Raw genomic sequence first — 25,258 nt, 5'->3', positions numbered from 1 at the left:
CGGTCTCCGGTCGACCACCCGGAGGTCTTTGGCCGTCGCCGGCGAACGCCGGCGCATGGAGGCCGACGAGATACACCCGCAGGCCGCGGCAGCAGTGCGCCGCCAAAGCCGGATCACCCTACCTCATAACCGCCTCGCCCTCAAACTGCTCCGCCCCGTGAGCCGACTCTCGGCCCGGATCGAGAACCGGAACGCGCCCGCCGTCGGTCAAACGGTTGACGGCACGGTACCGGGCGCGGACGGCGACCTCGACGCCCGCCTCTATCTTCCCGAGGCCAACCGACCGGTTCCGACGGTCGTGTTCTTCCACGGCGGCGGCTTCGTGCTCGGCAACGTCGACACCCACGACCGGCTGTGTCGACAGCTTACGCGCGAAAGCGGGTGTGGCGTCCTCTCCGTGGAGTATCGTCTCGCACCGGAGCATCCGTTCCCCGCAGCCGTCGAGGACGCGTATGCCGTGACGGAGTGGGCGGCGGCAAACACCGATTCGCTGGGAGGTGACGGCTCGCTTGCGGTCGCCGGCGACTCCGCCGGCGGGACGCTTGCGGCCGTCGTCTCGCTCATGGCCGCCGAGCGCGACGGACCGAAGATCGAGTATCAGGCGTTAGTCTATCCTGCGGTCGGCGTCGACGAAAACCAGCCGTCGGTGCAGGAGCATGCCGGCATCGTCCTCTCGGAAGCGGACTTGCGCTGGTTCCAGAACTGCTACTACGGCAGCGAGATCCACCGGCGAAACCCGTACGCCGACCCCATGAACGCGGCGGACCTCTCCAAGGTCGCACCCGCGACCGTCGTCACCGCCGGGTTCGATCCACTTCGCGACGGCGGGCGGGCGTACGCCGAGCGACTCGACCGTGCGGGGGTCCCCACCCGCTATGAGAACTACGACGACATGGTTCACGGATTCGCGACGATGTCGGAGGTCGACCGCGCGCAGGAGCTCGCGGCCGTGCTCGGCGACGACCTTGCTGCGGCGCTCGACGGTGCTGGCGTGTCCGAGTGAAGTGACCACTCCACGTCACCACACCCACACTCCGGAATCGTCCGGCGTCGATCAGCCGTCGAAGCCGGCGCCCGCCATGAGGTCGGCGAACTGCTCGGTGTCGACGGCGGACTCGTAGACGATTCCGGTGAGCATTCCGCCGGGGTACGTCTCGCCGTTCATCACGTGGTTCACCTTGTGACAGTGCATCGCGTAGATGCCGGGGTCGGCGTCGGCGGTGAACTCGATCGTCTTGCGCTCGGCGGGCGACAGCGGAATCACGTCCTCCTTGTGTCGCTGCTCGGGCGGGATCATGCCGCCGTCCTTCTCGACTAGCTCGAACCGGTGGTTGTGCGTGTGCATCGAGTGGGCCTCGTAGCCGTTGTTGGTCAGGTGGACCCGCACGCGGTCGCCCTCCTCAACGACCATCGGCGAGCCGGCTTCCGGGTGGAGCGTGTACGGCGCCGCACGCCCGTTGACCGTGAACACGTCGGGATTTCGGTCGCGGTGGCTGAACGACACGTCGCCGCCGGCGGTCGACGCCGACAGCCGCGTGTCCCAGTCTTTGATCGTCATGAAGAACTCCTTATCCGGCGGCTCGTAGTCGACCGGATCGACGCGGAGGATGCCGTACATCCCCAGGTCGAGGTGGTTCTGCGTCTGGAAGTGGCAGTGGTAGAGGTGCGTGCCGGGCACGTCGGCGACGATGTCGTACGTCTGCTCCTCCCCGGGAGCGACCTGCCGTCCGGTGGTCGTCGGCGCGCCGTCGTCCATCCAGCTCTTCTCCAGCGCGTGAACGTGGAACGTGTGTGGTCGCGAGTGGTTGGTGTTGTCGTAGGTGATCGCCATCTCCGTCCCCTCGGTGACACGGAGGATGGGGCCCGGGACGCTCGGCTCGCCGTCGGCCGTCTTCCACCCCCACACCTCGGGGAGTTCCCAGGGGCCGCCCTGCGTCTCCTCACCGAGCAGTTGGTGGCGACACGGCTCCGTCGAGAGCGTCACCTCGCCGTCCGTTTCGTCCAGGTCGACGACTTCGGGCGGCGCCGTGTACCGGTAGTCGGTCTCGACGTCGGTGGAGTCGCTCGGCGACCAGTCCTCCACGGGAGCGGCCGGCTCGCTCTCGGCGGCCGCGCTCCCGCCGTCGTCGGAGCGTGGAGCGCCACAGCCCGCGAGGCCGACGGCGCCCGCCGTCGCCACCGCCGAGAGGAAGCTTCGCCGCGAAGTCAACCGTCGTCCGCCGTTGGAGTCGTTGGACATTACGACTGAACATCGCCTCCGGAGGGCGCTAAGTGCCTCTTCGACTCTCACTTTGCGAGGGACCATCTGAACACGTTCAGGTCATTAAATACTCACTTATAAGTGACTGCTCGGTGGAAGAGGTTGCTTATAAACGAAGGGGGAGTCGAGAACGGGAACAACCTACTTGGGATTGCGTCGTGTGGTGGTGACACGACATCATGGCACTTGAACGGTTCCCGGCGAACACGTCCAGCGGCGGGCGCGGCCGGAGCCGACCGGGACTCGCCGGGACACCTATCGATACGACCCCGGCGTGACACCTATGGTGACTGCGTGAGTGGGTGACTGCATCATGAACGGCATAGATGGCGCGGTCGCGGTGGTTACCGGCGGATCGAAGGGGATCGGCAAGGCGACGGCGATGCGCCTCGCGGATGAGGGCGCGAGCGTCGTCGTCGCGGACGTCGACCGAGAGGCGGGCACCGAGACGGTCCGGGCGATCCGCTCGGCCGGCGGAGACGCCTCGTTCGTCGAGACGGACGTGTCGGACCCGGATGCGGCCGCCGCCATGGTCGAGGCCGCCGTCGAGACGTACGGCGGGCTCGACATCGCCGTGAACAACGCCGGGATCATCACGCAGTTGGTCGAGATGGAGGAGATCACGGACGACGACTGGGAGCGCGTTCTCGACATCAACCTCACAGGAGTTCGCAACTGCATGCGGGCCGAACTCCCGGAACTGGCGGACGGCGGCGGCGCGGTCGTCAACGTCGCCTCCGTCGCGGGACTGGTCGGGATGCCCGCGCTCTCGGGCTACTCCGCGAGCAAACACGGCGTGGTCGGCCTCACCCGCTCGACGGCGCTGGAGTACGCCGACCGCGACGTGCGGATCAACGCCGTCGCGCCCGGGCCGACGAAAACCGACATCAAGCCGCAGGGAGCCGAGGAGACGCCCGACTGGTTCCTTGACCTGCTCCCGGACGGCGCCACCGCGGGAAAGGGCGTCTCGGGCCGCGTGCTGAACTGGCTCTCGGGCGGCATCATCGACAAACACGCCAAAACGCCGATGGGGCGGCTCGGCGATCCCGAGGAGATCGCCGGCGCGATCGCGTTTCTTGCCTCGACGGACGCCTCCTACATCACCGGACAGGTGCTCCCGGTCGACGGCGGGCAGACGGCGGACTGACCCGTTCGAGACTGGAGGCTCCGACCCCGATCCAGCCGACACCCGACTAACACGAGGAACGTTCTCGTCGTCTCCCACGAACACCCCGTATGGCCTTTCACACCTTCGACGTCGCGAAAGCGGACCGGCTCGAGGACCCGGGACGCTACCGCTTCTGCTCGCGCGAGGAGCTCGTCGCCGCGCTCGACCTCCCGGAACGCGAGGCCGACGCCACCGTCGCCGATCTCGGGAGCGGAACGGGATTCTACACCGACGACGTGGCCCCCTACGCGGCGCAGGTGTACGGCGTCGACATCCAGTCCGAGATGCACGACCTGTACCGTGAGAAGGGCGTCCCGGAGAACGTGACGCTCGTGACGAGCGGCATCGAGGATCTCCCCTTCGAGGACGACGCGCTCGACGCCGCCTTCTCCACGATGACGTACCACGAGTTCGCGACGCCGGCCACACTCGCCGAGCTCGCACGGGTGCTCGCACCCGGTGGCCGGCTGGTCACCGTGGACTGGGCGCGCGACGGCGATGGCGCCGACGGCCCCACGGTCGAGGAGCGATTCACGTCGGCGGAGGCCGCGACGGCGATGCGCGGGGCCGGCTTCACGATCGAGTCCGCGTCGCTGCGACGCGAAACGTTCGTCATCGTCGCGGAAGCGCCGTAGACGCGGGTGGCGACTGCGTCGGCCAGCTTACCCGATCACCCCTCGAAGCCGAGCAACCGGAGCCCGATCAGGCTGACGAGCACGGTCGACCCCTCGTGGCCGATGACCGCGAGCGGCAGCGGGATGCCCGCCGTGAGGATCGCCACGATCATGATCGCGATGGCGCCGAACGCGATGGCGAAGTTGATGTACAGCGTCCGGCGCGTCTCGCGGCTGAGCGCGAACGCGTACGGGAGCCGGCCGAGTTTGTCGGACATCAACACGATATCGGCCGTTTCGAGGGCGACGTCCGTCCCCGCGCCACCCATGCCGATGCTGATGTCGGCGGTCGCGAGCGCCGGCGCGTCGTTGACGCCGTCGCCAACCATCGCGACGCCACGATGTCGCTCCTTCAGCGCCTCCACGTGCTCGACTTTCTCCTCGGGGAGGAGCTCGGCGTACACCGCGTCGATGCCGACCTCGTCGGCCACGTGGCGGGCGACGCGCTCGTTGTCACCGGTGAGCATCACGACCTTCTCGACGCCGGTTTCCCGAAGCGCGGCGACGGTCTCCGCGGCGTCCTCGCGGACGGTGTCCGCGTAGGCGAGCCAGCCGAGCACGGTCATCTCGCCGTCCCTCTCACCCACGACGAACACGCTCGTTTTCCCCTCGGCTTCGTGTTCGCGGACGGCGTCGAGACCATCATCGTATCCCGAAATCGCCTGCTCGGTGGTGTAACTCTCGAAGTAGCGGGTGTTTCCGATGTGGATGGTCCGCCCCTCCACGTCGGCGTGGACGCCCTTCCCGACGACGGCGTCGAAGCCGGTCACCGCGGGGAGCGACAGCGAGCGCTCGGCGGCCGCCTCGACGGTCGCCTCGGCCAAATGGTGTTCCGAGCGCGACTGGACCGCGGCCGCGACCGTCAAGAGCGTGTCGTCCGTCACCGCCTCGTCGTCGAAGGTGGCATCCTGCCGACTCGCCACGTCGGTTAGCCGCGTGTTCCCCTCCGTGAGCGTCCCCGTCTTGTCGAACGCGACGGCGTCGACGCTGCCCGCGGTTTCGATGTGCTCGCCACCCTTGAACAGCACTCCCTGCCGGCCGCCGGCGGAGATGGCCGAGAGGACGGCCGCCGGCGTGGAGATGATCACCGCACACGGCGAGGCGGCAACCATGAGCGTCATCGCCCGGTAGAAGGTCGGGTCGAACGCGTGATCCAGCAGGACGATGGGGAGCGCGACGGCGATAGCCGTCATCGCGAACACGCCGAGCACGTACGGCTGCTCGTAGCGGTCGATCAGCTGCTGGGTCGGCGCCTGCTTGTCCTGTGCCTCCTCGACCATGTGGATCAGCCGGGAAATGGCGGACTCGGTTGCCTCGCGCGTGACCCGAATCTCGAGGCTCCCCGTCTCGTTGATGGTCCCGCCGAACACCTCGTCGCCGGGCGCTTTCGCGACCGGGACGGACTCGCCGGTGAGCGAGGACTGGTCGACCGTGCTCTCGCCGGCGACGACCTCGCCGTCGAGCGGCAGGCTGTCGCCCGGACGGACGACGTACACGTCCCCGACCTCGACCTCGTCGATCGGCACCGTCACTTCAGTGCCGTTTCGGAGCACGTCGGCGGCGTCCGGGCGCATTTCGACCAGCGACTTGATCGCCGTCCGCGACCGGCCGATCGCGTACTCCTCTAACACGCCCGACAGCGAGAACAGGAACAACAACAGCGCTCCCTCGAAGGGAGCCCCGATAATCAGCGCGCCGAGCGCCGCCGTGACCATCAGGAGGTCGATCTCGACGGTGCGCGCGCGCAGGGCACGAACGCTGCCGACCAGCCCGTACCAGCCACCAAACGCGTACGCGACGGCGTAGCCGCCCCAGACGACCGTGTCGGGTGCGTCGAGCCACCCGCCGACGAGCCCGACGAGCATCCCGGTGAAGGTGAGCGCGACGTACAGCGCCTGCCGGCGAACCAGATCGCGGTCGAACGTCGGATCGTCGTCGGCCGATTCCGCATCCATGCCAGCCGTTTCGCTCGGCGGCGAATAAGGGTTCGCGTCGGCCTGGAGGACTGGTATTTCCGTTACAGCGCGCCGGCGGGAGCGTGCTCACGCACCCACGCCGTCAGCTCGTCGCCGCCGACGAACCCGTCCGCGATTCGGGCCACCGGCTCGCCGTCCACGAACAGGACGAGCAGCGGGACGCTCCGCACGTCGAACCGCTCGATAAGGGGCGGGTCGTCCCGCGGGTTCACCGTCGCCACCGCGAGGTCGTCGAGCGCGCGGGTCAGGTTCGAGAGCACCGGGTCCATGCTCTCACAGAGGCCGCACCCGTTGGTGTAGAACTCCACCAGCGCCACCGGCGCGTCCGCCACGAACGCGTCGAGGTCGCCGGCGTCGTCGTGCGCGGCGACTCGCTGGGTGGGTGGGTCGCCGGTTTGTGTCTCGGTCATTACGTCCGATCCGACGGCCGCCGGCGGGGTAAGCCTCCCGCTCACTCCGCCATTCCACGGACCGCCTCGCGCCACGACCCTGCCGTCGGGTCCGGGCCGTACTCCTCGGCGGACACGCCGACCGTGGTCACTCGGGGGACGACTTGCGGCTCCCCCGCGATGTCACTGCCAGTCGCTGCTTCGTCGAGCTGCCGGGTGAGCGTCCAGGCGTACACGTCGACCTGCATCCGGTATCGTCGGCGTTGCGCCGGCGTCGGCTCGGCGAGCGCGGCCTTCACGTCCTCGACTGCCCAGCTCCCGTCCGGCATCGCGAGCAGCAGGTCGGCTTCTCCCTGCACTTCCAGTTCGACGCCCGCGATCCGGGTCACTGCTTGGAGCGGCTCGTCCGTGTACACCGTCTCCGCGCGCTCGACCCGCGACCAGAGCGCGGAGGTCGCGAGGTCGGGAAGCACCCACTCGTGGAGGAACGTCCGAAGCCCCTCACGCTCCGTGTCGCCGACCCCATCCGGCACCGCCCGCTCCAGCAGTTCGTCCGCGATCCGTCGCCCGCGGTCCCCGTCCAGCTCCGCCGCGGAACACTCCCCGTCGGCGAGCGCGGCGACGAGGTCGTGAACGAGCGTGCCGACCGTCTCCGTCCGGACGCGGTCGAACGACAGCGGGAGCCCGTCGTCGACTGACTCGCTGACGGTGTGGACCTCCCGCCCGCGCAGGAACGGCACTAGCGCGGAGGCGGGGTCCTCGACCAGCGGAGCAAGCGTGCTGGGGCCGACGAAGCGCGGCAGCCACGCCTCGCCCAACACGTCGGTCGACGGCGCCGGATCCGGCCCACGCGGTGGCGGCGTCGGGCGGTCCGTGTCGTCCATCCCGAGAACGGCCCCGAGCGTGACACCATTCACCGCGACGCGAGTCGGCTGAAGCGTCCCGTCGCCGTCAGGGAGGTCGACGGTCGAGATGCCGTTGCCCGTGACGGCGTCACTGCCGAGTACGTCGTACAGCACCGCCGCCCAGTGGTCCCGACCGCGGAGTCGGTCGTCGTCCCGCGGGAGGGGGATGACGAGGTGATCCGACGCGCGCGTGAGCGCGACGTGGAGCGTCCGCCAGGACTCCGCCCGGTCGGCGGCGGCCGCCTCGCGGCGGACGGGTGGTCCCACCAGCACCTCGTGGGGGTCGTCCTCGCCCTCGCTCGCATCCCCCGCGAGCCAGTACTCGGGCCGCCACCGGAGGCCGGCAGCGTTCGGACCCGACCGACGCGGAACGTCTGCATCCGGCGCGTACAGTCCGCCGGAGACGGCCGGCAGATTTGGGGCCCCCTCCACCGCCGAGACGGGCGGTGCGAGGGCGGGGTCCGCGCCGGCGGCCACGAACCGGTCGGTGTTGTGCGCGTCCGGCCCGATGCGAGTGGCGGCGTCGGCCAACACCACCACGTCGTCCTGATCGCCCTTCATCGAGTGGATGGTCCGGAACACCACGTCGACCGCGTCGGGGTCGGCTACGGGTTGGGTGGGGCCACGCTGCGGGCGTTCGAGGAACGGCTCGAACAGCGTGCAGAGCTCCGCGTTGTCGTAGCGGTCGTCACCCTCCCACTCCCCGACCAGTGCGACCAGCGCGTCGAGCGTGGCGACGCGCTGTGGCTGGTCGGTGTCAGGGTCGATCTCCAGCGGGTCGGCTTCGAGCCGCAGCCGGTCGACCACTTCGCGGACGACGACCGCGGCCGGCTCCGTGGCGAGCCGGCGGGCGTCCGCCTGCAGGTCGGATAGCCCGGCGAGGACCGTCGCACAGCCCGAGTCGAGTCCGTCGGCGCCGGCGGCATCCGACACCGACCAATCGACCTCCCGAAGCACGTTGAGCGCCGAGTCGAATCCCTCGTAGTCGTCGGCGTACGGGTTCGGCGTGACGCCGGCGAGCGCGGATCCCGTGATCAGCGTCCGCGTTCGGGCCGGATCGGACGGGTCAACCAGCCATCTTACGGTGTCGACGACCGCTCGGACGGACTGCGAGGCAAACAGGTGCGCGCTGGCGTTTGCCACCGTGAACCCGCGGTTCTCGAAGCAGGTCGCGTACGCGTCCATGTGTGTCCGGTTGGCGAACAGGACGGTGATACTCGGTTGGTCGCCGTCGCCACTGTCGTCGGCCTCGTCCCTCCCGTCGTCCCTCTCGCCCCCACCGAACCGGCCGTCCGCCAGCGCACCCGCGACGTAGTTGGCGACGACCGGCGCCTCCCTGCCGCCGAGCTCGGGGTCCACCCAGTTTTTCGAGCCGGGCTCACCGTCGCCGTCGAACGCCGCGACGTGGACGGACGGCCCCTCCCCCGCATCGCGTTTGGCGTGCAGCGACGGCGTCGCCGCGTCCACGTCGCCGAGCCCACCGCGCTCCGGGTGGTTCAGCGTGCGCTCGGCGACCGCGTTGGCGAGCCGGACGATCCCCGGTCGGGACCGGTAGTTGCGGTCAGCGGTCTCGTTGGTCCGCGGCTCCCAGACCCGGCCGAAGTACTCGCCGTCGGCGATCGCTCGCCCGAACAGCTCCGGGGTCGCGTCGCGCCACTGGTAGATGCACTGCTGCACGTCGCCGGCGAGCAGCACCCGCGTGTCGGCGTCGATCAGGTGCGCGAGCGCGTCGTGTTGGATCCGGCTCACGTCCTGTGCCTCGTCGACGACCGCGCTCTCGATCTCGTCGTGGTAGCGCGCGAGCAGCCGGCGCCGGCGCGGTCCCTCGTGACTCTCGTGGGTAAAAAAGCGATCCACCCAGTAGGCGCAGTCGAGGTGCGACACCACGCCGCGCTCCGTGCAGTGGGCGTCGTAGCGCGAGACGTACCGCTCCAGCACCGTCCGGAACGTGCCGACGATTCCCGTCCACTCGCGGTAGATCCGCCGGTCCGCGGCAACGAGCGCCTCGCGTTCGTCGGCCGACGACTCCTCGGCGACGCGCTCCGCACGGGGGGCGCCTCGATAGCGCTGGACGTCCGCGAGCAGGTCGTCGAACGACGACGGCTCGCCGCCCTCGTTGCCCTCTTTGCCACCCTCGCTCCCTTCTTCGCCCCCGAAGTTGCGCTCGACCGCCGCGCGGACTCGTGACTCGAAGGCGTCCATCGAGAGGTCGTGGCGGCGCGTGAACCGGAACGCCGCCCGGAGCATGTCGTCGACGCCGTCGTCCCACTCGCCGTCCGGGTACGCCTCCCGGAGTCGCTCGATCCGGGCCGGAAAGTCGTCGGCGACTGCCTCGAAGGTGTCCGCGTGAACGCGCCGGATCAGCGCGGCGTTTCCCACGGTCGGCATGCGGCCGAAGCCGACGCTCGTCGCCACCTCACCGAAGACGGAGCGGAGCACACTGTCGACGGTGCCGATCCGGGGCGCCTCCCGGAGCTGGTCGGCCAGCCGGTCGACGGCCGCGCGATCCACCTCCGGCGGCGCCTCCCCGCGTTCGTACAATGTCTCGATCCACGCGATAACGTCGGGGACGATGTCGGAGGCGTCCTCGCGCGAGAACGACGCCGACACCAGCCGTTCGTGGGGGCGCGGGTCGCCGGCGGCCGTCCGTTCGAGCAGCTCCGCGGCGACCGCCTTGCCGGCGACGGTGGACTTGCCGGCGCCGGGAACGCTTGCGAGCGTCACCAACCCGCTGTCCATCCCGAGATACGCCTCGACCGCGCGGCGCTGATGAGGGTCCAGCTCGGGAATCTCGCGGTCGTCGCTTCCGGGCCCCCCCTCGCGGTTCTCCTGGCTCATCGCTCATCCCCCGTGACGTGTTCCGCGATGGCTGCGGGCAGCGCCGTCGGGTCACCGACGAGATCGTCGCGTGCTGTACCCTCGACCGGCGTCGTTTCGAGATCCGCGAGGAACCGGGATGGGCGCCGTTCGACGCCGTCGCCGTCCTCCGCGTAGCGGGTGGCGACGAGCAACTGGGTCGCCGCGTCGACCGCGGCAACGAAGTGGTCGTGGTCCCGAGCCGTGGTCCACGTGGAATGGGGCCGGATCGCGGGACCGGTCGGCTCCGGCGTTCCCTCATCGTCGTCTCCGCCCCGTCTCACCGTCGCAGCGCGGGCCGCGGAGGGGACCGCGGACGCCGGCGTTCGTGGCCACTCGCTGTCGACCAGCCCGACCGCCACGACGTACGGGACTTCGAGCGCCCAGAGGTCGTTGGCCGACACCACGTCGACCGCCGCCGCGGTCGGCAGCTCCCGCCGACCGGGGACAGTCGAGGCGAACGCGTCGAGGAGCCCGGCAACGTCGTCCCAGCGCCGGTCGGCGCGCCCGTAGTCGAGCCACTTGTCGTACCGCCGGCCGGTCATGCGAAGCAGCTCTTCGGTCCGGTCGAACCCGCGAACCGTCTCTGCCACCCGGCTCACCACCGCTCCGTCCGAGGGGTCGGGGAGCACGGCGGCCTCGTAGCCGTCGAGCAGGGGAACGAGCGTCTCGCGAACCGCCTCGGGCGACGGCCGGGACGGCTGCGCGTCCAGCCAGTTGCAGTACGCCATCCACGCCTGCGTGTCGCCGGTGTCGAGTGCACTCTCGGCGACCGCCGTCCGCCAGTCGGTGAGGGTGTACGCTGCGTCCGGGTGGTCGCGGACGAGGGCGTCGACCGCCGCGGGGTCGACCGGTCCCCGTCCGCCGTCCGCCGGCACCCAGCCGAACCGGAGCGGCTCGGCGAGCGTCTCCGCCGTGACCCCGTTCGCGGCGTCACGCGCACGAAGCGCGTCGACCGTGCTCGCCAACAGCCGGTAGGGCTCCGTTCGCTTCAGCCGCAGCGGCGTCCACACCGCGAGCGTCATCCCGTACCGGCGGGCTGCTCGCGTCAGCGCGTCCTCATAGGGGTCGACGTCGACGGCGGTGATCGCGATGTCGCTCGGCGAGACGCCGCGGTCGACGAGCCCGGCGACGGTCGCGACCGCGGCGCGTGCCTCCTCCTGTCTGGTTCGGGCGACGACCTCGACCGCGGGCGGGGACGCCACGCGGTCGAGCGGATCGCCGGCGGTAGCCTCCGCACCGAGAGTCTCGGCGATGGCCGGACCGCTGGCCGGACGGAGGTGTAGGTGAACATCGACGGCGGTCTCCCGGGCGACCACGCGACAGAACCGCTCCAGCGGGGCCGTCAGCATGCTCGCGCCCGCCACCGAGAGCCGCTCGATGTCGGGGTAGCTCTCGGTCCAGAGGTCGGGGTCGTCCGCGATCGCGTCCGATGCGCGCGCGAGCAATCCCGTCTCGGAAACCGTCTGGGTGGCCTCGTTGTCCGGCGCCACCTCGTCGTCCGGAGCCGATGCACCGTCCTGCGCCGCGCCGGCGAGGCGTTCCCGGAGGTCGTCGTGGAGCCGAGCCACGCCGTCGAGCAGGTCGAGCGTGTCGTCGTGAACGGGGCCGTGAGTCTCCGCCAGTGCGGCCTCGAACGCCGCCATGTGTCGCTGCTTGAACCCCGTCACCAGCTCGAGTTCGCTTCTGGTCCGCTCCAGGCTCTCGACGTGGTTGGCAAGCGGCTCGCCGAGCACGGCGGCGAGGTCGGCGTATCGGTCGTCGGGCGCGTCGGCAAGCGCCTCGCGGATCAGCGCCAGCCGGTCGACGCGGTCGAGCCCGGAGTCGGGCAGGTCGCCGGCGGTCGCAACGCGCTCGGCGACGTCACGGATCCGGGCGAATGCCAGACTGCTCTTCGGGCGGGCGGCCTCCCGAAGCCGACGCTCGATGTTCCGCTGGTGGAGGTCGACGGGCGTGACGATCAGGTGATCGGGAGACTGCGCTCGGCGCGCGTCCTGCAGGAGTGCGTCGTCATCGCCGACGTGGACCGTAATCGGCGGTCCGTCGGCGCGCGGCTCCGGGGTGGAGGAGGCCATTGGTGTCACCGACGGATAGTGCCCACCCGGTGATAAGGTGTCGCCGCGGACCGAAACTGGTCACTCCGCCGCCGGCAGAGTAAACGAGAACGTCGCGCCCGCCCCGGGCTCGGAGTCCACCCACATCTCTCCGTTGTGCCGTTCGATGATTCGTCGGCAGAGCGCTAGCCCGATCCCCGTTCCCGGATGCTCGTCACGGGTGTGGAGCCGCTCGAACACGTCGAACACGCGCTCCTGGCCGTCCTCGCCGATCCCGATCCCCTCGTCGGCGACCGCGACCACGACCCGGTCGCCGGCGCGCTCGGCCGAGACGTGCATCGAGGGCGGCGCATCGCCGCTGTACTCGACCCCGTTGTCGATCAGGTTCTGGAACACCTGCCGGAGCTGGTCCGGGTCTGCCCGGACTGCGGGGAGATCGTCGACGGTAATCGTCGCGTCCGCTTCCCCGAGGCGCAGTCTGAGGTCGGCGCGGACTTCCTCGACCAGCTCGTTCAGGTCGGTCGGCTCGAACGAGTCGCCACGCGTCTCGACCCGGGAGTACTGCAACAGCGCCTCGATCATGTCGCTCATCCGGTCGGCGCCGTCGACGGCGAACTCGATGAACTCCTCCCCGTCCTCGTCGAGCTCGTCGGCGTAGCGCTGCTCGATCAGCTGGAGGTAGCTCGACACCATCCGAAGCGGCTCACGGAGGTCGTGTGAGGCCGCGTACGCGAACTTTTCCAGCCGCTCGTTGGAGGTTTCGAGCCGCTCGTTGGTGGCCTCCAGTTTTCGCTCGTACTCCTCGCGTTCGGTGATGTCCTGTGCCATCACCATCCCCGTGTGGACGTCGCCGTCGGCGTCCCGCAGCGGGAGGGTGTGGACGACGAGCTCGTGGGTGGAGAGGGACACCTCGAACCTGCTCGGCTCCCCGTCGAGCGCCGCGTGGAACCGGTCCGTGTGGTCGGCGAACAGTGCCGCAGCGTGATTCCCGCCGACGTGCTCGCCGACGAGGTCGTCGCCGTCGACGGCGAGCTCCTCGAACAGCTCGCCGCCGGCGACGGTGTATCGCAGATCCGCGTCGAACAGTGCGACGGCGCCGTTCGGGAAGTTGTCGACGAGCGCCCGGTATCGGCGCTGGCTCTCCTCTAACTCGCGCTGGCGCCGGCGGCGCTCGGTGATGTCGCGGAAGTAGACGGACAGGCCCGTCTCGGAGGGGTACGCGTGGGTCTCCAGCCAGACGTCGCTCGGCGGGTAGTACGCCTCGAACGTCGTCTGCTCCTGGTCGGTCATCGCCGTGCGGAACCGCTCCTCGAACGCCGTTCCGCGAAGCTCCGTGAACGCGTCCCAGATCGAGCGCCCGAGGAGTTCGCCGCCGCTGCGTCCGAGAAGGCGTTCGGCGCGCTCGTTGGCGTGAGTGAATGCCCACGACTCGTCGAGCGCGTAGAATCCGTCCGAGACCCGGCCGAGGATGCGCTGGAGCTCGTCCTCGAGCTCGCGCTCGCGCTCGTAGCGGTCGGTCATGTCCCGCGTCACCTTGAGATAGCCGCGGTGGGTGCCGTCGTCGTCGTAGACCGGCGTGATCGTGACGTTCGCCCGGAATCGGGTGCCGTCCTTCCGGAGCCGCCACCCCTCGTCCCTGAAGGAGCCGCGCGCGTCGGCCATGCCGAGGTTCCCCTCCGGAATGCCGGCTTCGCGGTCCGCATCGGTGTAGAACGTCTCGAAGCTCCGGCCGAGGATCTCCGCCGGCTCGTACCCCTTGATCTCGGCCGCCCCCTCGTTCCAGCTGATCACGGTCCCGTCGGGGTCGAGTCGGAAGATGGCGTACTCCTCGACGGCATCGACCAGCGACTCGAACTCGGCTTTGGTCTCTGCAACCGCGTTCCGGCTGCCCGTTTGTCCCGTCTCCGGGGACAGCCGATCGACGACGCCGACGGTTTCCTCCATGTCGGCGTCGCTGTCGAGCGGCGACTGGCGGACGACCGCCGTCACCCGCTCGCCGTCCGCCAGCTGCAGCGTCGTCTCCACGCCACGTCCCGCCTCACCGTCGTCGGCCGCGTCGCTGGCGGTGGAGGGGAGTCGGTCGCCGGCATCCGGGAACACCGTGGTGGACGGCTCGCCCGCGAGCTCGCCGGGATCGTAGTCGGTCCGCTCGCGGAACCCCTCGGAGACCTCAAGGAACCGCCCGTCGCCGTCCAGCAGAAACACGCCGCCGTCGACGAGGTCGGCGAGCGACCGGAACCGCTCGCTTGCGGGGCCGGTCCCGGCATCCTCACCGAACGCGGCCGCATCCGTCGACGAGTCCGGTGTGTTGGTCATGTTCGTGAGTGCGGACCGGATGCCATAAAACCTGTCCGCGACGCCTGAACCGGGTCGAGGGACGCTGTTCGTTATTTCTCCGACGCCGCGTCCGACGACCACCCCCCGACCGGAGGGACCCTTTTGAGGGTCGGGGTGCAAACGTCGACCATGTACGACGCCGTCCTCGTGCCGACTGACGGAAGCGACGCGGTCGACCGCGCGCTCGACCACGCGCTTCGGCTCGCGAGCGACCACGACGCGACCGTCCACGCGCTGTACGTGGTGGACCGCCGGATCGCGACGGCGAACTCCGGCGACCTCCACGACGAGGTGGTCGCCGACCTCGAAACACAGGGTGCGGACGCCGTCGAGGCGGTCCGCAAGCGGGCCGAGTCAGCCGGGCTGGACGCCGTCACCGACGTTCGTCACGGCACCCCTGATAAGGAGATCGTCGCGTACGCCGACGAGGAGGCGATCGACGTGATCGTGATGGCGCCCGAGGGAAAATCCCCCAGAGAGCGGATCCGGGCGCTCGGCTCCGTCTCCGACCGGGTGGCAGACGACGCCGGCGTACCGGTGTTCCTGATAAAGTAGCCGTCGGGTCGGGACACCGCCTGTTTGGCGACCGACGCCTGAGTAGCCGGATTCTTGACGGACGCGCCCGAAGCCCGGCCATGCGACTCACGTTTCTCGGCACCGGGAGCGCCATGCCCGTTCCCGACCGGATGCAGGCCGGCTATCTGCTGACGCACGACGACCGCGCGCTCCTCGTGGACTGCGGGAGCGGCGTGCTCAACCGGCTCTCGGAGACGGAACCCGGCTATGAGGGTGTCTCGACGGTGCTGCTCACGCATCTCCATCTCGACCACGTGGCCGACGTGCTCCCCCTGTTGAAGGCTCGCTGGCTCGCCGGCGAGGAGCACCTGGAGGTCGTCGGCCCGCCGGGGACGAAAGCGCTCATTGACGGGCTCCTCGATATGCACGACTACCTCGTTGACCGGGTCGACCTCGCCGTGCGGGAGGTGTCCGACGCGGAGCCGTTCACCGCCGGCGGCTTCGACGTGACGGCCCGCGAAGTGCGTCACTCGATGCCGACGTGTCACGCCTACCGGTTCGCCCCCGCGGACGCCGACACGCCGGCGTCGGAGGGACCGCTCACGCTTTCGGGCGACACCGAGGCGTTCGCCGGCCTCGCCCGCTTCGCGGAGGGGAGCGAGGCGCTCGTTCACGACTGCTCGTTCCCGGACGGGATCGACGTCTCCAACCATCCGAACCCGACCACCCTCGGGGAGGCGCTCGCCGGCTCGGATCCCGGCACGCTCTACCTCTCGCACCTCTACCCACACACCCGCGGCAAGGAGTCCGAGATGGTCGACAGCGTGCAGGCGGCCGGGTTCGAGGGGGACGTGAAAATCCCCCACGACGGCTTGACGGTCGTTTTTGAAGGGTATTAGACACTAATACCACACACTTATAATCAGCGAACGGCGAGCCGGCGTATGGCGTTTACCGACGATCTGCTCGACAACGGCGCCGACGTGTGGGCCGCGCAGTTCGACCACCCGTTCGTCACCGAGTTGGCCGCCGGCACCCTCGACGAGGCGGCGTTCCGCTGCTGGCTGGCACAGGACTACCGGTACCTCTTCGACTACGCGCGGACGTTCGCCGTCGCCGGCGCGAAGGCCCGCGACGAGGACGCGATGGCGACGCTGCTCGGCGGGGCCGACGCCGTGCTCAACGGCGAGCTCGACCTCCACCGCTCGTTCGCCGCGGAGTACGGCGTCACGGCCGAGGAGCTCGCCGCCACGACGAAGCGCCCGACCTGCGAGGCGTACACGAGCTTCCTCGTGCGCACGGCGTACGACCGCCCCGTTCCGGTCGCAGCCGCCGCGCTCTATCCCTGCATGCAGGGCTACCTCGACGTGGCCGACCACATGGCCGACCTCGCGACGGAGGAGCACCGCTACACGCCGTTCATCGAAACGTACACCGGCGAGGAGTTCCGGGCGGAGACCGCCGCGCTCCGCGAGCTCGTCGACGACTACGCCGAGCGCTACCCCGGCTACCACGACGAGATGCACGAGGCGTTCCGCACGAGCGCCCGTCTCGAACTCGCCTTCTGGGAGATGGCGTACACCCAAGAGGAGTGGGACGAATGACGGACCGAGGCGAGACGACGAGCGATCCGAGCGACGGCGACCGCTTCACGACGGCCCTTCGGGAGTCGGTCGCGGACGACTGGACCGCAGCGGTCGACCACCGGTTCACTCACGAGTTCGGTGACGGAACGCTCGACGAGGCGGTCTTTCGCCGGTACGTCGTGCAGGACTACGCGTTCGTGGGAGACCTGACGGCCGCGTTCGCCGCGGCGGCCGCGGACGCCCCCACGATGGACGCGCGCCGGCCGTACGTCGAGTTCCTCGACACGCTCACCGCCGAGGAGAACGACTTCTTCGAGCGGGCGTTCGACGCCGTCGGCGCGACCCCCGCCGACCGGACCGACCCCGAGCTTGCGCCACCGACGGCGGCGTTTCGCGACCTGCTCGGCCGGGCCCGTCACGAGGGGAGCTACGCGGAGACCCTTGCCGTCCTCGTTCCTGCCGAGTGGGTGTACCTGGAGTGGGCGACCCGGGAGGCCGACGACCGGCCGGCGAACGCCCGCTACGACGAGTGGATCGAGCTCCACGCGATTCCGGCGTTTGCCGACTTCGTGGGGTTCCTGCGGAGCGAGCTCGACCGTGTCGGGCCCACGCTCTCCGAGCGTCGGCAGGAGCGCGTGACGGAGCTGTTCGCACGCACCGTCGAGCTGGAGGTCGCGTTCTTCGACGCGGCGTACGACTCACGTGGGCGGTAGGAGCGCCAGCGGGACGCACCGTGGGTGGCGAACCGGCCCGCCGGGGATCGCCGTACGTAACGGTTCGCAGTTACGGAGATCCACGATCGACCCTGCTATTTAAGCACGCGTAGTGGCACCCTTCGTCCATGAGCGGTCCACTTGCGGACGACTTCGGGCGCGAGGTGACGGGGGTTCGGGTGTCCCTCACCGACCGCTGTAACTTCGACTGCATCTACTGTCACAACGAGGGGCTGGGAGACACGCGCGGCCCGATGGAGCCCGGCGACGACGAGATGAGCACGGACGACGTCGTGCGCTTTCTCGAGGTCGTCGAGGGGTACGGCGTCGAGAAGGTGAAGTTCACCGGCGGCGAGCCGATGCTCCGGCAGGACTTGGAGGAGATCATCCGGCGTACCCCCGACTCGATGGAGGTGTCCATGACGACCAACGGGACGTTCCTTCCCGGCCGCGCCGAGGACCTGAAGGCCGCCGGTCTCGACCGCGTCAACGTCTCACAGGACGCGCTCGACCCCGACGACTTCGCGGAGGTCACCAAGTCCGGCGCCTACGAGCAGGTGCTGGAGGGCGTGCGCGCGGCGGTCGACGCCGGGCTCGACCCGGTGAAGCTCAACATGGTCGTGTTCACCCATACGGCCGGCTACGTCGAGGAGATGGTCGACCACGTCGCCGAAAACGAGGGGCTCCAGCTCCAGCTGATCGAGTACATGCCGGAGCTGACGGGCAAACCCGAGTGGAACATCGACATCCAGCGCGTCCACGACTGGCTGGCGGAGCAGGCCGACCACATCGAGAACCGCGAGATGCACGACCGCCGGCGCTACTTCGTCGGCGACGGCACCAACGACCCGACCGACGCCTCCGAGGGCGGCATGGTCGAGATCGTCGACCCCGTCGAGAACGCCGACTTCTGTGCCAACTGCGGCCGCGTCCGCGTCACTCACGAGGGGTACCTCAAGGGCTGTCTCAACCGCAACGACGACCTGAAGTCGATGGGCGAGATGAGCCGCGAGGAGATCGCGGAGGCGTTCGAGCAGGTCGTCGCCGAGCGCGTCCCCTACTACGGCGAGTACCTCGTGGAGAACGACGAGGGCGAGTACGAGTTCAACGAGAAGTACCTCGGCACGCCCTCGGCCGCCGACTGAGGCCGGCGGACCGTCAGTCGACGTTCTTCGTCGGGTCCTCCGGCGGCCGCCGATCCTCGGTCACGTCCGTGAGTTCGTACATGGTTCCACAGGCGTTGCACTCGTAGACGCGGTGGACGCCCTCCGCGGGCTCGTGGGCCGCGCCGACGACGAGGTCGCCGCCACAGTCCGGACATTCTGGTGGCATACTCCCGCCTTCGGGCGGCACCTTTTCGAGCTTTGTGGCCGATCAGGGGCTCCGGACGGCGGCCGCAGTTTCAGGCCGTCGACGAGCAACGGCGATACGGGAACTCCGGCAGGAGCCGCTCCGAACGGACCCCGCGCCGTCCGGCGTGTGAACGCCTTACAGCCGGCCGCGGCTTTCGTGACGTTTAAGTACCGAAACGCGGTTGATCAGGATGCACGAACTGCAGGGGCGATCGGGTCCCGAGTCCACGAGGGCGATGATACAACGCGGGTTACGGTAGCCAAGTCTGGCCCAAGGCGCAGGGTTGCTAACTCTGTGGCGTCACTGCCTCCGGGGTTCGAATCCCCGCCGTAACGCTCGAACGACAGAGAACCGCCGGATCCGCTTCCGGTAGGACTCACCACAACCAACAACATGAGCTCGGAAGAACCACAGGATGGCTCGCCGGAGGAGGATGAGGACCTCCAGTATTTCGTCCGGATCGGGGGAGCGGACCTCGACGGGACGAAGACGGTCGAGCGAAGCCTGTCAGAACTCAACGGCATCGGCACGCGCACGGCGCGGCTGGTCGCCGAGGAAGCCGACGTGGACCGGACGTCCACGTTCGGTCTGCTCGACGAGGACGACATTGAAACCGTCGTCGACGTCGTCGAGAACCTCGAGGACCACGTCCCGTCGTGGATGGTCAACCGGCAGAACGACTTCTTCACGGGAGAGACGTCCCACCAGATCGGGACGGACCTCTCCGAGCAGCGCCGGCACGACATCAACCGCATGAAACTGATCGAATCGTACAAGGGTATCCGACACAAGCGCGGCCAGAAGGTCCGCGGACAGCGCACGAAGTCCACCGGTCGTACCGAGGGGACCATCGGCGTCAACGTCGAGGAGATCCGCGAGGAGATGGCGGACGAAGAGGGCGGTGAGGAAGAATGAGCACCGGAAAGAACACGAAGGGTTACGAGACGCCGAACCACCCGTACCAGGGCGAGCGCATCGCCGAGGAGTCCGACCTTCTCTCGCGGTACGGCCTCGCCAACAAAGAGGAGTTCTGGCGTGCACAGTCCGAACTGCGCAACATGCGCCGGGAGGCCCGACGCCTCCTCGGCGAGGCGCAGGGTGACGTCGACGCCGCCCAGGAGGCCGGCTCGGAGTTCGTTGCACGGCTCCGCCGCATCGGCATCCTCGGCGACAACGACGACATCTCGGCGGTCCTGTCGCTGGACGTGACGGACCTGCTTGAGCGACGGTTCCAGACCGTCGCGTACCGGCAGGGCCTCGCGTCCTCGCCGCAGCAGGCACGACAGTTCATCGTTCACGGTCACGTGACGATGGACGGCGCGCGCGTCACTCGTCCCTCCGTCAAGGTCGACGTGTCCGACGAGGGCACGATCGCCTTCGACGAGACGAGTCCGCTCGCCGACGACCTCCACCCCGAACGCGCGGAGTCACAGGAGTAACCAATCATGAGTGAGACACAGGACGAAAAGTGGGGAATCGCCCACGTCTACGCATCGTTCAACAACACGCTCATCACGGTCACCGACGAGACTGGCGCGGAGACGATCGCCAAGTCCTCCGGTGGGACCGTTGTGAAGCAGAACCGCGACGAGGCCTCGCCGTACGCCGCCATGCAGATGGCCGAGGTCGTCGCGGAACGAGTGAAGGAAGCCGGCCTCGAGGGCGTGCACGTTCGCGTGCGCGGCCCCGGCGGCAACCTCAACAAGTCCACGGGTCCGGGCGCTCAGGCGACGATCCGCGCGCTCTCGCGCGCCGGCGTCGAGATCGGCCGGATCGAGGACGTGACGCCGATCCCGCACGACGGGACGAAGGCGCCGAAGAACAAGCGAGTCTAACATGACCGACGCCGATTTCGACGTTGAATACGTCGAACAGGACGACCGGAGTGCCCGCGTGTTACTGCGTGGGCTGACGCCGGCGTTCGCCAACGGCATCCGCCGTGCGATGGTCGCGGACGTGCCGACGTTCTCGATCGACACCGTCCGGTTCGTCGAGAACTCCTCGGTGATGTTCGACGAGATGATCGGCCTCCGTCTGGGGCTCATCCCCCTGACGACGCCGGGCGACGAGTTCGAGGTCGGTGACGAGGTCACGCTCGCGCTCGACGTCGAGGGGCCGGCGACCGCCTACTCCGGGGACATCGAAACCTCGGACCCGATGGTCGAGCCCGCCGACAAGAACGTGCCGATCATCGAGCTGAAGGAAGGCCAGCGGCTGGAGTTCGAGGCCGACGCGGTCCTCGACACCGGCAAGGAGCACGCCAAACATCAGGGCGGCGTCTCCGTCGGCTATCGGCACCTCCAGCGCGTGACCGTCGAGGGCGACCTCGGCGAGTTCGACGACGAGGAGCCGAACATCCTTCGCGGCGTCATCGAGACGGAAGACGGCGAGGTCATCGTCACCGACGAGTTCGACAACGACCTCACGAAGAAGTATCCCGGCAAGAAGGTGAGCGTCGAGGATGTCCCCGGCGCCTTCGTCTTCCACATCGAGACTGACGGCTCCTTTGCCGTCGACGAACTGCTGCTTCGCGCGATCGACTCCATCGAGGAGCGCGCGGACGAACTACGAACGAAAGTCGCGGTCTAAGTAATGTCCACCCTTCGAACCACCACCCAATCGACGTTCGCCCCGCTCGCCGCCGCGTGCGGCGCCGACAGCCTCGGCGCTGCCGCGGTGAGTGACGGTGTGTCGAACGACGGGCGGACCGAAAGTGGTTTGAAGGGAGCCGGATTACGATGGAGTGCACGCAGGGATAGCCAAGTCTGGCCAACGGCGCAGCGTTCAGGGCGCTGTCCTGTAGAGGTCCGCAGGTTCAAATCCTGCTCCCTGCACTCCGTTTTTCCGAAACTCTCCGAACAGGAGGGACACCTATGAGTAGCAAAACGAATCCGAAACTACAGAACCTCATCGCCGAGCTGAAGTCGGTCTCGCGCGAGTCCGGAGCCAACGTGTGGCAGGACATCGCGGACCGACTCGAGAAGCCCCGGCGCACGCACGCTGAGGTCAACCTGGGTCGCATCGAGCGGTACGCTCAGGAAGACGAGACGGTCGTCGTCCCCGGCAAGGTGCTGGGCAGCGGTGTGCTGGAGAAGAACGTCACGGTCGCCGCAGTCGACTTCTCGGGAACGGCCCGCACGAAGATCGACCAGGCTGGCGAAGCAGTGACGCTGGAACAGTTCGTTGAACAGAACCCCGACGGCAACAACGTGCGGGTGATCCGATGAGCGCAGCCGACTACGACGCGGACGTCGTCGTCGACGCGCGCGACTGCATTCTCGGTCGCGTCTCCTCGGAGGTCGCACAGAAGGTGCTCGACGGCGAGTCCGTCGCCGTCGTCAACGCCGAGCGCGCCGTCATCACCGGTAACGAGGAAGCCACGATGGAGACGTACCACAAGCGCGCGGAGCTCGGCTCCGACAGTGGTCCGTACTACCCCAAGCGTCCCGACCGGATCTTCAAGCGTGCCATCCGCGGCATGCTGCCGTACAAGACGGAGGACGGTCGAGAGGCCTTCTCGAACGTGCGCGTCTACGTGGGCAACCCCTACGAGCGCGACGACGACGCCGACGAGGTCGTCCTCGAGGGCACCTCGCTGGACCGACTCTCGAACATCAAATTCACCACGCTCGGAGACATCTCCGAGTCTCTGGGAGCTAACGTCACATGGTAACTAATACCTCAGGCAAGAAGAAGACGGCCGTCGCCCGCGCCACCGTGCGCGAGGGCGAGGGTCGCGTTCGCATCAACTCCCAGCCCGTCGAGCTGGTCGAACCGGAGCAGGCCCGCCTGAAGATGCTGGAGCCGTTCCGCATCGCCGGCGAGGACCTTCGCAACGACGTCGACATCGACGTCAACGTGGAGGGTGGCGGATTCAGCGGACAGGCTGACGCCGTCCGCACCGCCATCGCTCGCGGCGTCGTCCAACATCTGGGCGACGCCGAGCTGCGCGACGCGTACATGAACTTCGACCGCTCGCTGCTGGTCAACGACGTTCGCCAGTCCGAACCCAAGAAGTGGGGCGGACCGGGTGCACGTGCTCGTTACCAGAAGTCCTACCGCTAAGGTGATCCAGTCATGATGATTCCCGTCCGGTGTTTCACGTGCGGCAACGTCGTGGGTGAACACTGGGAGGAGTTCAAGGCTCGTGCCCGCGAAGGCGATGAGGACCCCGGCGAGGTCCTCGACGAGCTCGGCGTTGAGCGCCACTGCTGCCGGCGCATGATGGTGTCGCACCGCGACCTCGTCGATGTCGTCTCGCCGTACCAGTAACCCATGTCAGACCAGCGCTACAACCGATACGAGAAGGCCCGCATCCTCGGCGCACGCGCGCTGCAGGTGTCCTACGGGGCGCCCGTGCTGATCGAGACGAACCAGACGGAGCCGATCCTCGTCGCCGCGGAGGAGTACGACGCGGGCGCGCTTCCGTTCACCGTTCGCCGGGAGACCAACTAATGACCCGAATCACCAGCGTCTCACTCCGTCGCGTCCTCGACTCGCGGGGCAATCCCACGGTCGAGGCCGACGTGCTGACCGAGTCCGGCGGCTTCGGCCGTGCGGCGGCGCCAAGCGGTGCCTCAACCGGCGAGTTCGAGGCGATCGAGCTTCCGCCGGGAGAGGCGATCGCCGCCGCCCGTAACCACGCCGTGCCGCGACTTGAGGGCGCATTCGCTGGCGACCAGCGCGAGGTCGACGCTGCGCTTCGTGCGGCCGACGGCACCGAGAACTTCTCGGAGATCGGCGCCAACAGCGCGGTCGCGATCTCGATGGCTGCCGCGAAGGCGGCGGCCGACGTGCTCGGCGCGCCGCTGTACCAGCACCTCGGCGGCGCCTTCCGTGGCACCAACTTCCCGATCCCGCTCGGCAACGTCGTCGGCGGCGGGGAGCACGCCAAGGAGGCGACACACATTCAGGAGTTCCTCGCAGCCCCCGTCGGGGCGCCCTCCGTGCAGGAGGCCGTCTTCGCGAACGCCGCCGTTCACGCGGCCGTCGCGGACGTGCTCGACGAGCGCGGCGTTCCCGCCGCGAAGGGTGACGAGGGTGCCTGGGCGCCGCCGATCTCGGACGCTGAGGCGTTCGAGGTCGTCGAGGAGGCCGTCGACCGCGTCGAGGAGGAAGTGGGCTTCGAGGTCCGCTTCGGGCTCGACGTGGCCGCGGCCGAGCTGTACGAGGAGGGCGAGGGCTACGTCCTCGGCGACGAGACGAAGTCGACCGCGGAGATGGTCGACTACATCGCGGAGCTCGTCGCGGAGTACGACCTCGCGTACGTCGAGGACCCCCTCGACGAGAACGACTACGAGGCGTTCGCCGAGCTCACCGACCGGGTCGGCGACCGGACGCTGGTCTGTGGCGACGACCTGTTCGTGACGAACGTCGAGCGCCTCCAGGAGGGGATCGACGTCGGCGCCGCCAACAGCATCCTCATCAAGCCCAACCAGATCGGCACGCTGTCGGACGCGTTCGACGCGGTCGAGCTGGCAACCCGGAACGGCTACGAGAGCGTTATCTCCCACCGCTCCGGCGAGACGGAGGACACCACCATCGCACACCTCGCCGTCGCGACCGACGCCGCGTTCATCAAGACCGGCACGGTCGGCGGCGAGCGAACCGCCAAGCTCAACGAACTGATCCGCATCGCGGACGACGCGGTATGACGGAGACGACCCACGAATGACGGAAGACAACGACGCGGTCGAACTCGACGAGGACGCGGAGGCCGAGGCGGTCGACGCCGCCGTCGAGGAGGAGACCGACACGACCGAGGAACAGCCCGCCGAGACGGCGGCCGCGGCGGCCGACGACGAGGCAGAAGCCGAAGCCGAAGCCGAGGAGGAGGAGGCGTCGCCGTTCGACGACGACGTCATGCCCGACGAGGACGTCGACCTGCTCATCCCCGTCGAGGACTACCTCGGCGCCGGCGTCCACATCGGGACGCAGCAGAAGACGGCCGCCATGGAGCGGTTCATCCACCGCGTCCGTGACGACGGCCTCTACGTGCTCGACGTGAGCCTCACCGACCAGCGGATCCGCACGGCTGCGAACTTCCTGTCCAACTACAGCCCGGAGCAGATCCTGGTCACGTCCTCGCGCCAGTACGGCCGCTTCCCGGCCGAGAAGTTCGCGGACGCCATCGGCGCCCGCGCACGCACCGGTCGCTTCATCCCCGGGACGCTGACGAACCCCGACTACGCCGGCTACATCGAGCCGGACGTCGTGGTCGTCACCGACCCGATCGGCGACGCGCAGGCCGTCAAGGAGGCGATCACGGTCGGCATTCCGGTGATCGCCATGTGCGACTCGAACAACCAGCTGTCGAACGTCGACCTCGTCATCCCGACGAACAACAAGGGTCGACGCGCGCTGTCGGTCGTCTACTGGCTGCTCGCCAACGAGACGCTCGACCGCCGCGGCGCCGACACCGTGTTCGCCCTCGAGGACTTCGAGGCGGACCTGTAAGTCGGTCGTTCGAGT

At 68.8% G+C, this 25,258-nt stretch carries 26 protein-coding genes, 2 tRNA genes and 1 pseudogene; 21 read left to right on the top strand and 8 right to left on the bottom strand.

The window, feature by feature from the left end:
* Window positions 1-55 precede the first annotated feature (55 nt).
* On the top strand, window positions 56-1,003 hold the full coding sequence (locus tag ACYQ07_RS15035) for an alpha/beta hydrolase (protein WP_459882952.1): 948 nt from the start codon (window positions 56-58) through the stop codon (window positions 1,001-1,003).
* A 51-nt stretch (window positions 1,004-1,054) separates the two neighbouring features.
* On the opposite strand, the gene ACYQ07_RS15030 is transcribed toward ACYQ07_RS15035, so the two are convergent.
* Window positions 1,055-2,239 (bottom strand): multicopper oxidase domain-containing protein, encoded by a 1,185-nt coding sequence (locus tag ACYQ07_RS15030; protein WP_459882951.1) that lies wholly within the window; start codon window positions 2,237-2,239, stop codon window positions 1,055-1,057.
* A gap of 334 nt (window positions 2,240-2,573) precedes the next feature.
* Between ACYQ07_RS15030 and ACYQ07_RS15025 the strand changes: the two genes are divergently transcribed.
* Window positions 2,574-3,407, top strand: coding sequence for an SDR family NAD(P)-dependent oxidoreductase (locus tag ACYQ07_RS15025; protein ID WP_459882950.1), 834 nt, complete (start codon window positions 2,574-2,576; stop codon window positions 3,405-3,407).
* An 89-nt stretch (window positions 3,408-3,496) separates the two neighbouring features.
* The gene (locus ACYQ07_RS15020; RefSeq protein ID WP_459882949.1) at window positions 3,497-4,063 is read left to right on the top strand and encodes a class I SAM-dependent methyltransferase; all 567 of its coding nucleotides are present in this window, start codon (window positions 3,497-3,499) and stop codon (window positions 4,061-4,063) included.
* Window positions 4,064-4,098: 35 nt separating this feature from the next.
* Here the strand turns inward: ACYQ07_RS15020 and ACYQ07_RS15015 are convergent, their stop codons facing one another.
* The 6 genes and pseudogenes from ACYQ07_RS15015 to ACYQ07_RS14990 form a co-directional block, all read right to left on the bottom strand.
* Window positions 4,099-6,057, bottom strand: coding sequence for a heavy metal translocating P-type ATPase (locus ACYQ07_RS15015; protein ID WP_459882948.1), 1,959 nt, complete (start codon window positions 6,055-6,057; stop codon window positions 4,099-4,101).
* A gap of 62 nt (window positions 6,058-6,119) precedes the next feature.
* Window positions 6,120-6,488 carry a thioredoxin family protein gene (locus tag ACYQ07_RS15010; RefSeq protein ID WP_459882947.1) on the bottom strand — a complete coding sequence of 123 codons (369 nt, stop codon included), beginning with the start codon at window positions 6,486-6,488 and terminating at the stop codon, window positions 6,120-6,122.
* Window positions 6,489-6,529: 41 nt separating this feature from the next.
* A complete protein-coding gene (locus ACYQ07_RS15005) occupies window positions 6,530-10,210 on the bottom strand; it encodes a UvrD-helicase domain-containing protein (protein ID WP_459882946.1) in 3,681 nt (1,226 codons plus the stop codon).
* Window positions 10,207-12,303 (bottom strand): PD-(D/E)XK nuclease family protein, encoded by a 2,097-nt coding sequence (locus tag ACYQ07_RS15000; RefSeq protein ID WP_459882945.1) that lies wholly within the window; start codon window positions 12,301-12,303, stop codon window positions 10,207-10,209. The genes ACYQ07_RS15005 and ACYQ07_RS15000 overlap by 4 nt, the downstream gene beginning before the upstream one ends.
* Before the next feature lie 60 nt (window positions 12,304-12,363).
* On the bottom strand, window positions 12,364-14,226 hold the full coding sequence (locus ACYQ07_RS14995; protein WP_459883067.1) for a PAS domain-containing sensor histidine kinase: 1,863 nt from the start codon (window positions 14,224-14,226) through the stop codon (window positions 12,364-12,366).
* Window positions 14,224-14,598, bottom strand: a pseudogene (locus tag ACYQ07_RS14990) (PAS domain-containing protein); the annotation flags it as partial. The gene ACYQ07_RS14995 and the pseudogene ACYQ07_RS14990, both read right to left, overlap by 3 nt.
* 150 nt (window positions 14,599-14,748) lie before the next feature.
* On the opposite strand from ACYQ07_RS14990, the gene ACYQ07_RS14985 reads away from it, so the two are divergent.
* From ACYQ07_RS14985 to moaA, 5 genes are all read left to right on the top strand, one after another.
* Window positions 14,749-15,174: a universal stress protein gene (locus ACYQ07_RS14985; protein ID WP_459882943.1), complete on the top strand. Its 426-nt coding sequence runs from the start codon at window positions 14,749-14,751 to the stop codon at window positions 15,172-15,174.
* An 80-nt stretch (window positions 15,175-15,254) separates the two neighbouring features.
* Entirely contained in the window at window positions 15,255-16,034 is a 780-nt protein-coding gene (locus ACYQ07_RS14980; protein ID WP_459882942.1) for an MBL fold metallo-hydrolase, read from the top strand.
* A 45-nt stretch (window positions 16,035-16,079) separates the two neighbouring features.
* A complete protein-coding gene (gene tenA / locus ACYQ07_RS14975; RefSeq protein ID WP_459882940.1) occupies window positions 16,080-16,739 on the top strand; it encodes a thiaminase II in 660 nt (219 codons plus the stop codon).
* The gene (locus tag ACYQ07_RS14970; RefSeq protein WP_459882939.1) at window positions 16,736-17,434 is read left to right on the top strand and encodes a TenA family protein; all 699 of its coding nucleotides are present in this window, start codon (window positions 16,736-16,738) and stop codon (window positions 17,432-17,434) included. The genes tenA and ACYQ07_RS14970 overlap by 4 nt, the downstream gene beginning before the upstream one ends.
* Window positions 17,435-17,562: 128 nt before the next feature.
* Entirely contained in the window at window positions 17,563-18,579 is a 1,017-nt protein-coding gene (gene moaA / locus ACYQ07_RS14965; RefSeq protein WP_459882937.1) for a GTP 3',8-cyclase MoaA, read from the top strand.
* A gap of 13 nt (window positions 18,580-18,592) precedes the next feature.
* On the opposite strand, the gene ACYQ07_RS14960 is transcribed toward moaA, so the two are convergent.
* The gene (locus tag ACYQ07_RS14960) at window positions 18,593-18,766 is read right to left on the bottom strand and encodes a hypothetical protein (RefSeq protein WP_459882935.1); all 174 of its coding nucleotides are present in this window, start codon (window positions 18,764-18,766) and stop codon (window positions 18,593-18,595) included.
* A gap of 270 nt (window positions 18,767-19,036) precedes the next feature.
* On the opposite strand from ACYQ07_RS14960, the gene ACYQ07_RS14955 reads away from it, so the two are divergent.
* The 13 genes from ACYQ07_RS14955 (at window position 19,037) to rpsB (ending at window position 25,243) form a co-directional block, all read left to right on the top strand.
* A tRNA-Ser gene (locus ACYQ07_RS14955) sits at window positions 19,037-19,122 on the top strand.
* 58 nt (window positions 19,123-19,180) lie between these two features.
* Window positions 19,181-19,702 (top strand): 30S ribosomal protein S13, encoded by a 522-nt coding sequence (locus tag ACYQ07_RS14950; RefSeq protein ID WP_459882933.1) that lies wholly within the window; start codon window positions 19,181-19,183, stop codon window positions 19,700-19,702.
* Complete coding sequence (locus tag ACYQ07_RS14945) at window positions 19,699-20,226, top strand: 30S ribosomal protein S4 (RefSeq protein WP_459882931.1); 528 nt, start codon at window positions 19,699-19,701, stop codon at window positions 20,224-20,226. The genes ACYQ07_RS14950 and ACYQ07_RS14945 overlap by 4 nt, the downstream gene beginning before the upstream one ends.
* A gap of 6 nt (window positions 20,227-20,232) precedes the next feature.
* Entirely contained in the window at window positions 20,233-20,622 is a 390-nt protein-coding gene (locus tag ACYQ07_RS14940) for a 30S ribosomal protein S11 (RefSeq protein ID WP_459882930.1), read from the top strand.
* A 1-nt stretch (window position 20,623) separates the two neighbouring features.
* On the top strand, window positions 20,624-21,376 hold the full coding sequence (locus tag ACYQ07_RS14935; RefSeq protein ID WP_459882928.1) for a DNA-directed RNA polymerase subunit D: 753 nt from the start codon (window positions 20,624-20,626) through the stop codon (window positions 21,374-21,376).
* 160 nt (window positions 21,377-21,536) lie between these two features.
* Window positions 21,537-21,621: transfer RNA gene (locus ACYQ07_RS14930), tRNA-Leu, on the top strand.
* Window positions 21,622-21,660: 39 nt separating this feature from the next.
* Entirely contained in the window at window positions 21,661-22,014 is a 354-nt protein-coding gene (locus ACYQ07_RS14925) for a 50S ribosomal protein L18e (RefSeq protein ID WP_459882926.1), read from the top strand.
* Entirely contained in the window at window positions 22,011-22,460 is a 450-nt protein-coding gene (locus ACYQ07_RS14920; RefSeq protein ID WP_459882925.1) for a 50S ribosomal protein L13, read from the top strand. The genes ACYQ07_RS14925 and ACYQ07_RS14920 overlap by 4 nt, the downstream gene beginning before the upstream one ends.
* On the top strand, window positions 22,454-22,852 hold the full coding sequence (locus tag ACYQ07_RS14915; protein ID WP_459882924.1) for a 30S ribosomal protein S9: 399 nt from the start codon (window positions 22,454-22,456) through the stop codon (window positions 22,850-22,852). The genes ACYQ07_RS14920 and ACYQ07_RS14915 overlap by 7 nt, the downstream gene beginning before the upstream one ends.
* 12 nt (window positions 22,853-22,864) lie before the next feature.
* Entirely contained in the window at window positions 22,865-23,059 is a 195-nt protein-coding gene (locus ACYQ07_RS14910; protein ID WP_459882923.1) for a DNA-directed RNA polymerase subunit N, read from the top strand.
* A 3-nt stretch (window positions 23,060-23,062) separates the two neighbouring features.
* Window positions 23,063-23,242: a DNA-directed RNA polymerase subunit K gene (locus tag ACYQ07_RS14905; protein ID WP_459882922.1), complete on the top strand. Its 180-nt coding sequence runs from the start codon at window positions 23,063-23,065 to the stop codon at window positions 23,240-23,242.
* Window positions 23,242-24,441 carry a phosphopyruvate hydratase gene (gene eno, locus ACYQ07_RS14900; protein WP_459882921.1) on the top strand — a complete coding sequence of 400 codons (1,200 nt, stop codon included), beginning with the start codon at window positions 23,242-23,244 and terminating at the stop codon, window positions 24,439-24,441. The genes ACYQ07_RS14905 and eno overlap by 1 nt, the downstream gene beginning before the upstream one ends.
* 16 nt (window positions 24,442-24,457) lie before the next feature.
* Complete coding sequence (rpsB, locus tag ACYQ07_RS14895) at window positions 24,458-25,243, top strand: 30S ribosomal protein S2 (protein WP_459882920.1); 786 nt, start codon at window positions 24,458-24,460, stop codon at window positions 25,241-25,243.
* Window positions 25,244-25,258 lie beyond the last annotated feature (15 nt).

This window comes from Halorubrum gandharaense (assembly GCF_054654575.1).
The sequence above is the reverse complement of the archived record's forward strand: the minus strand, read 5'-3'. Positions and strand labels throughout refer to the sequence as shown.

Bases quoted from the DNA above. Each gene is read 5' to 3' on its own strand.
- ACYQ07_RS15035 (WP_459882952.1), top strand. From the start codon at position 56: ATGGAGGCCGACGAGATACACCCGCAGGCCGCGGCAGCAGTGCGCCGC.
- ACYQ07_RS15030 (WP_459882951.1), bottom strand. From the start codon at position 2,239: ATGTCCAACGACTCCAACGGCGGACGACGGTTGACTTCGCGGCGAAGC.
- ACYQ07_RS15025 (WP_459882950.1), top strand. From the start codon at position 2,574: ATGAACGGCATAGATGGCGCGGTCGCGGTGGTTACCGGCGGATCGAAG.
- ACYQ07_RS15020 (WP_459882949.1), top strand. From the start codon at position 3,497: ATGGCCTTTCACACCTTCGACGTCGCGAAAGCGGACCGGCTCGAGGAC.
- ACYQ07_RS15015 (WP_459882948.1), bottom strand. From the start codon at position 6,057: ATGGATGCGGAATCGGCCGACGACGATCCGACGTTCGACCGCGATCTG.
- ACYQ07_RS15010 (WP_459882947.1), bottom strand. From the start codon at position 6,488: ATGACCGAGACACAAACCGGCGACCCACCCACCCAGCGAGTCGCCGCG.
- ACYQ07_RS15005 (WP_459882946.1), bottom strand. From the start codon at position 10,210: ATGAGCCAGGAGAACCGCGAGGGGGGGCCCGGAAGCGACGACCGCGAG.
- ACYQ07_RS15000 (WP_459882945.1), bottom strand. From the start codon at position 12,303: ATGGCCTCCTCCACCCCGGAGCCGCGCGCCGACGGACCGCCGATTACG.
- ACYQ07_RS14995 (WP_459883067.1), bottom strand. From the start codon at position 14,226: ATGGAGGAAACCGTCGGCGTCGTCGATCGGCTGTCCCCGGAGACGGGA.
- ACYQ07_RS14985 (WP_459882943.1), top strand. From the start codon at position 14,749: ATGTACGACGCCGTCCTCGTGCCGACTGACGGAAGCGACGCGGTCGAC.
- ACYQ07_RS14980 (WP_459882942.1), top strand. From the start codon at position 15,255: ATGCGACTCACGTTTCTCGGCACCGGGAGCGCCATGCCCGTTCCCGAC.
- tenA (WP_459882940.1), top strand. From the start codon at position 16,080: ATGGCGTTTACCGACGATCTGCTCGACAACGGCGCCGACGTGTGGGCC.
- ACYQ07_RS14970 (WP_459882939.1), top strand. From the start codon at position 16,736: ATGACGGACCGAGGCGAGACGACGAGCGATCCGAGCGACGGCGACCGC.
- moaA (WP_459882937.1), top strand. From the start codon at position 17,563: ATGAGCGGTCCACTTGCGGACGACTTCGGGCGCGAGGTGACGGGGGTT.
- ACYQ07_RS14960 (WP_459882935.1), bottom strand. From the start codon at position 18,766: ATGCCACCAGAATGTCCGGACTGTGGCGGCGACCTCGTCGTCGGCGCG.
- ACYQ07_RS14950 (WP_459882933.1), top strand. From the start codon at position 19,181: ATGAGCTCGGAAGAACCACAGGATGGCTCGCCGGAGGAGGATGAGGAC.
- ACYQ07_RS14945 (WP_459882931.1), top strand. From the start codon at position 19,699: ATGAGCACCGGAAAGAACACGAAGGGTTACGAGACGCCGAACCACCCG.
- ACYQ07_RS14940 (WP_459882930.1), top strand. From the start codon at position 20,233: ATGAGTGAGACACAGGACGAAAAGTGGGGAATCGCCCACGTCTACGCA.
- ACYQ07_RS14935 (WP_459882928.1), top strand. From the start codon at position 20,624: ATGACCGACGCCGATTTCGACGTTGAATACGTCGAACAGGACGACCGG.
- ACYQ07_RS14925 (WP_459882926.1), top strand. From the start codon at position 21,661: ATGAGTAGCAAAACGAATCCGAAACTACAGAACCTCATCGCCGAGCTG.
- ACYQ07_RS14920 (WP_459882925.1), top strand. From the start codon at position 22,011: ATGAGCGCAGCCGACTACGACGCGGACGTCGTCGTCGACGCGCGCGAC.
- ACYQ07_RS14915 (WP_459882924.1), top strand. From the start codon at position 22,454: ATGGTAACTAATACCTCAGGCAAGAAGAAGACGGCCGTCGCCCGCGCC.
- ACYQ07_RS14910 (WP_459882923.1), top strand. From the start codon at position 22,865: ATGATGATTCCCGTCCGGTGTTTCACGTGCGGCAACGTCGTGGGTGAA.
- ACYQ07_RS14905 (WP_459882922.1), top strand. From the start codon at position 23,063: ATGTCAGACCAGCGCTACAACCGATACGAGAAGGCCCGCATCCTCGGC.
- eno (WP_459882921.1), top strand. From the start codon at position 23,242: ATGACCCGAATCACCAGCGTCTCACTCCGTCGCGTCCTCGACTCGCGG.
- rpsB (WP_459882920.1), top strand. From the start codon at position 24,458: ATGACGGAAGACAACGACGCGGTCGAACTCGACGAGGACGCGGAGGCC.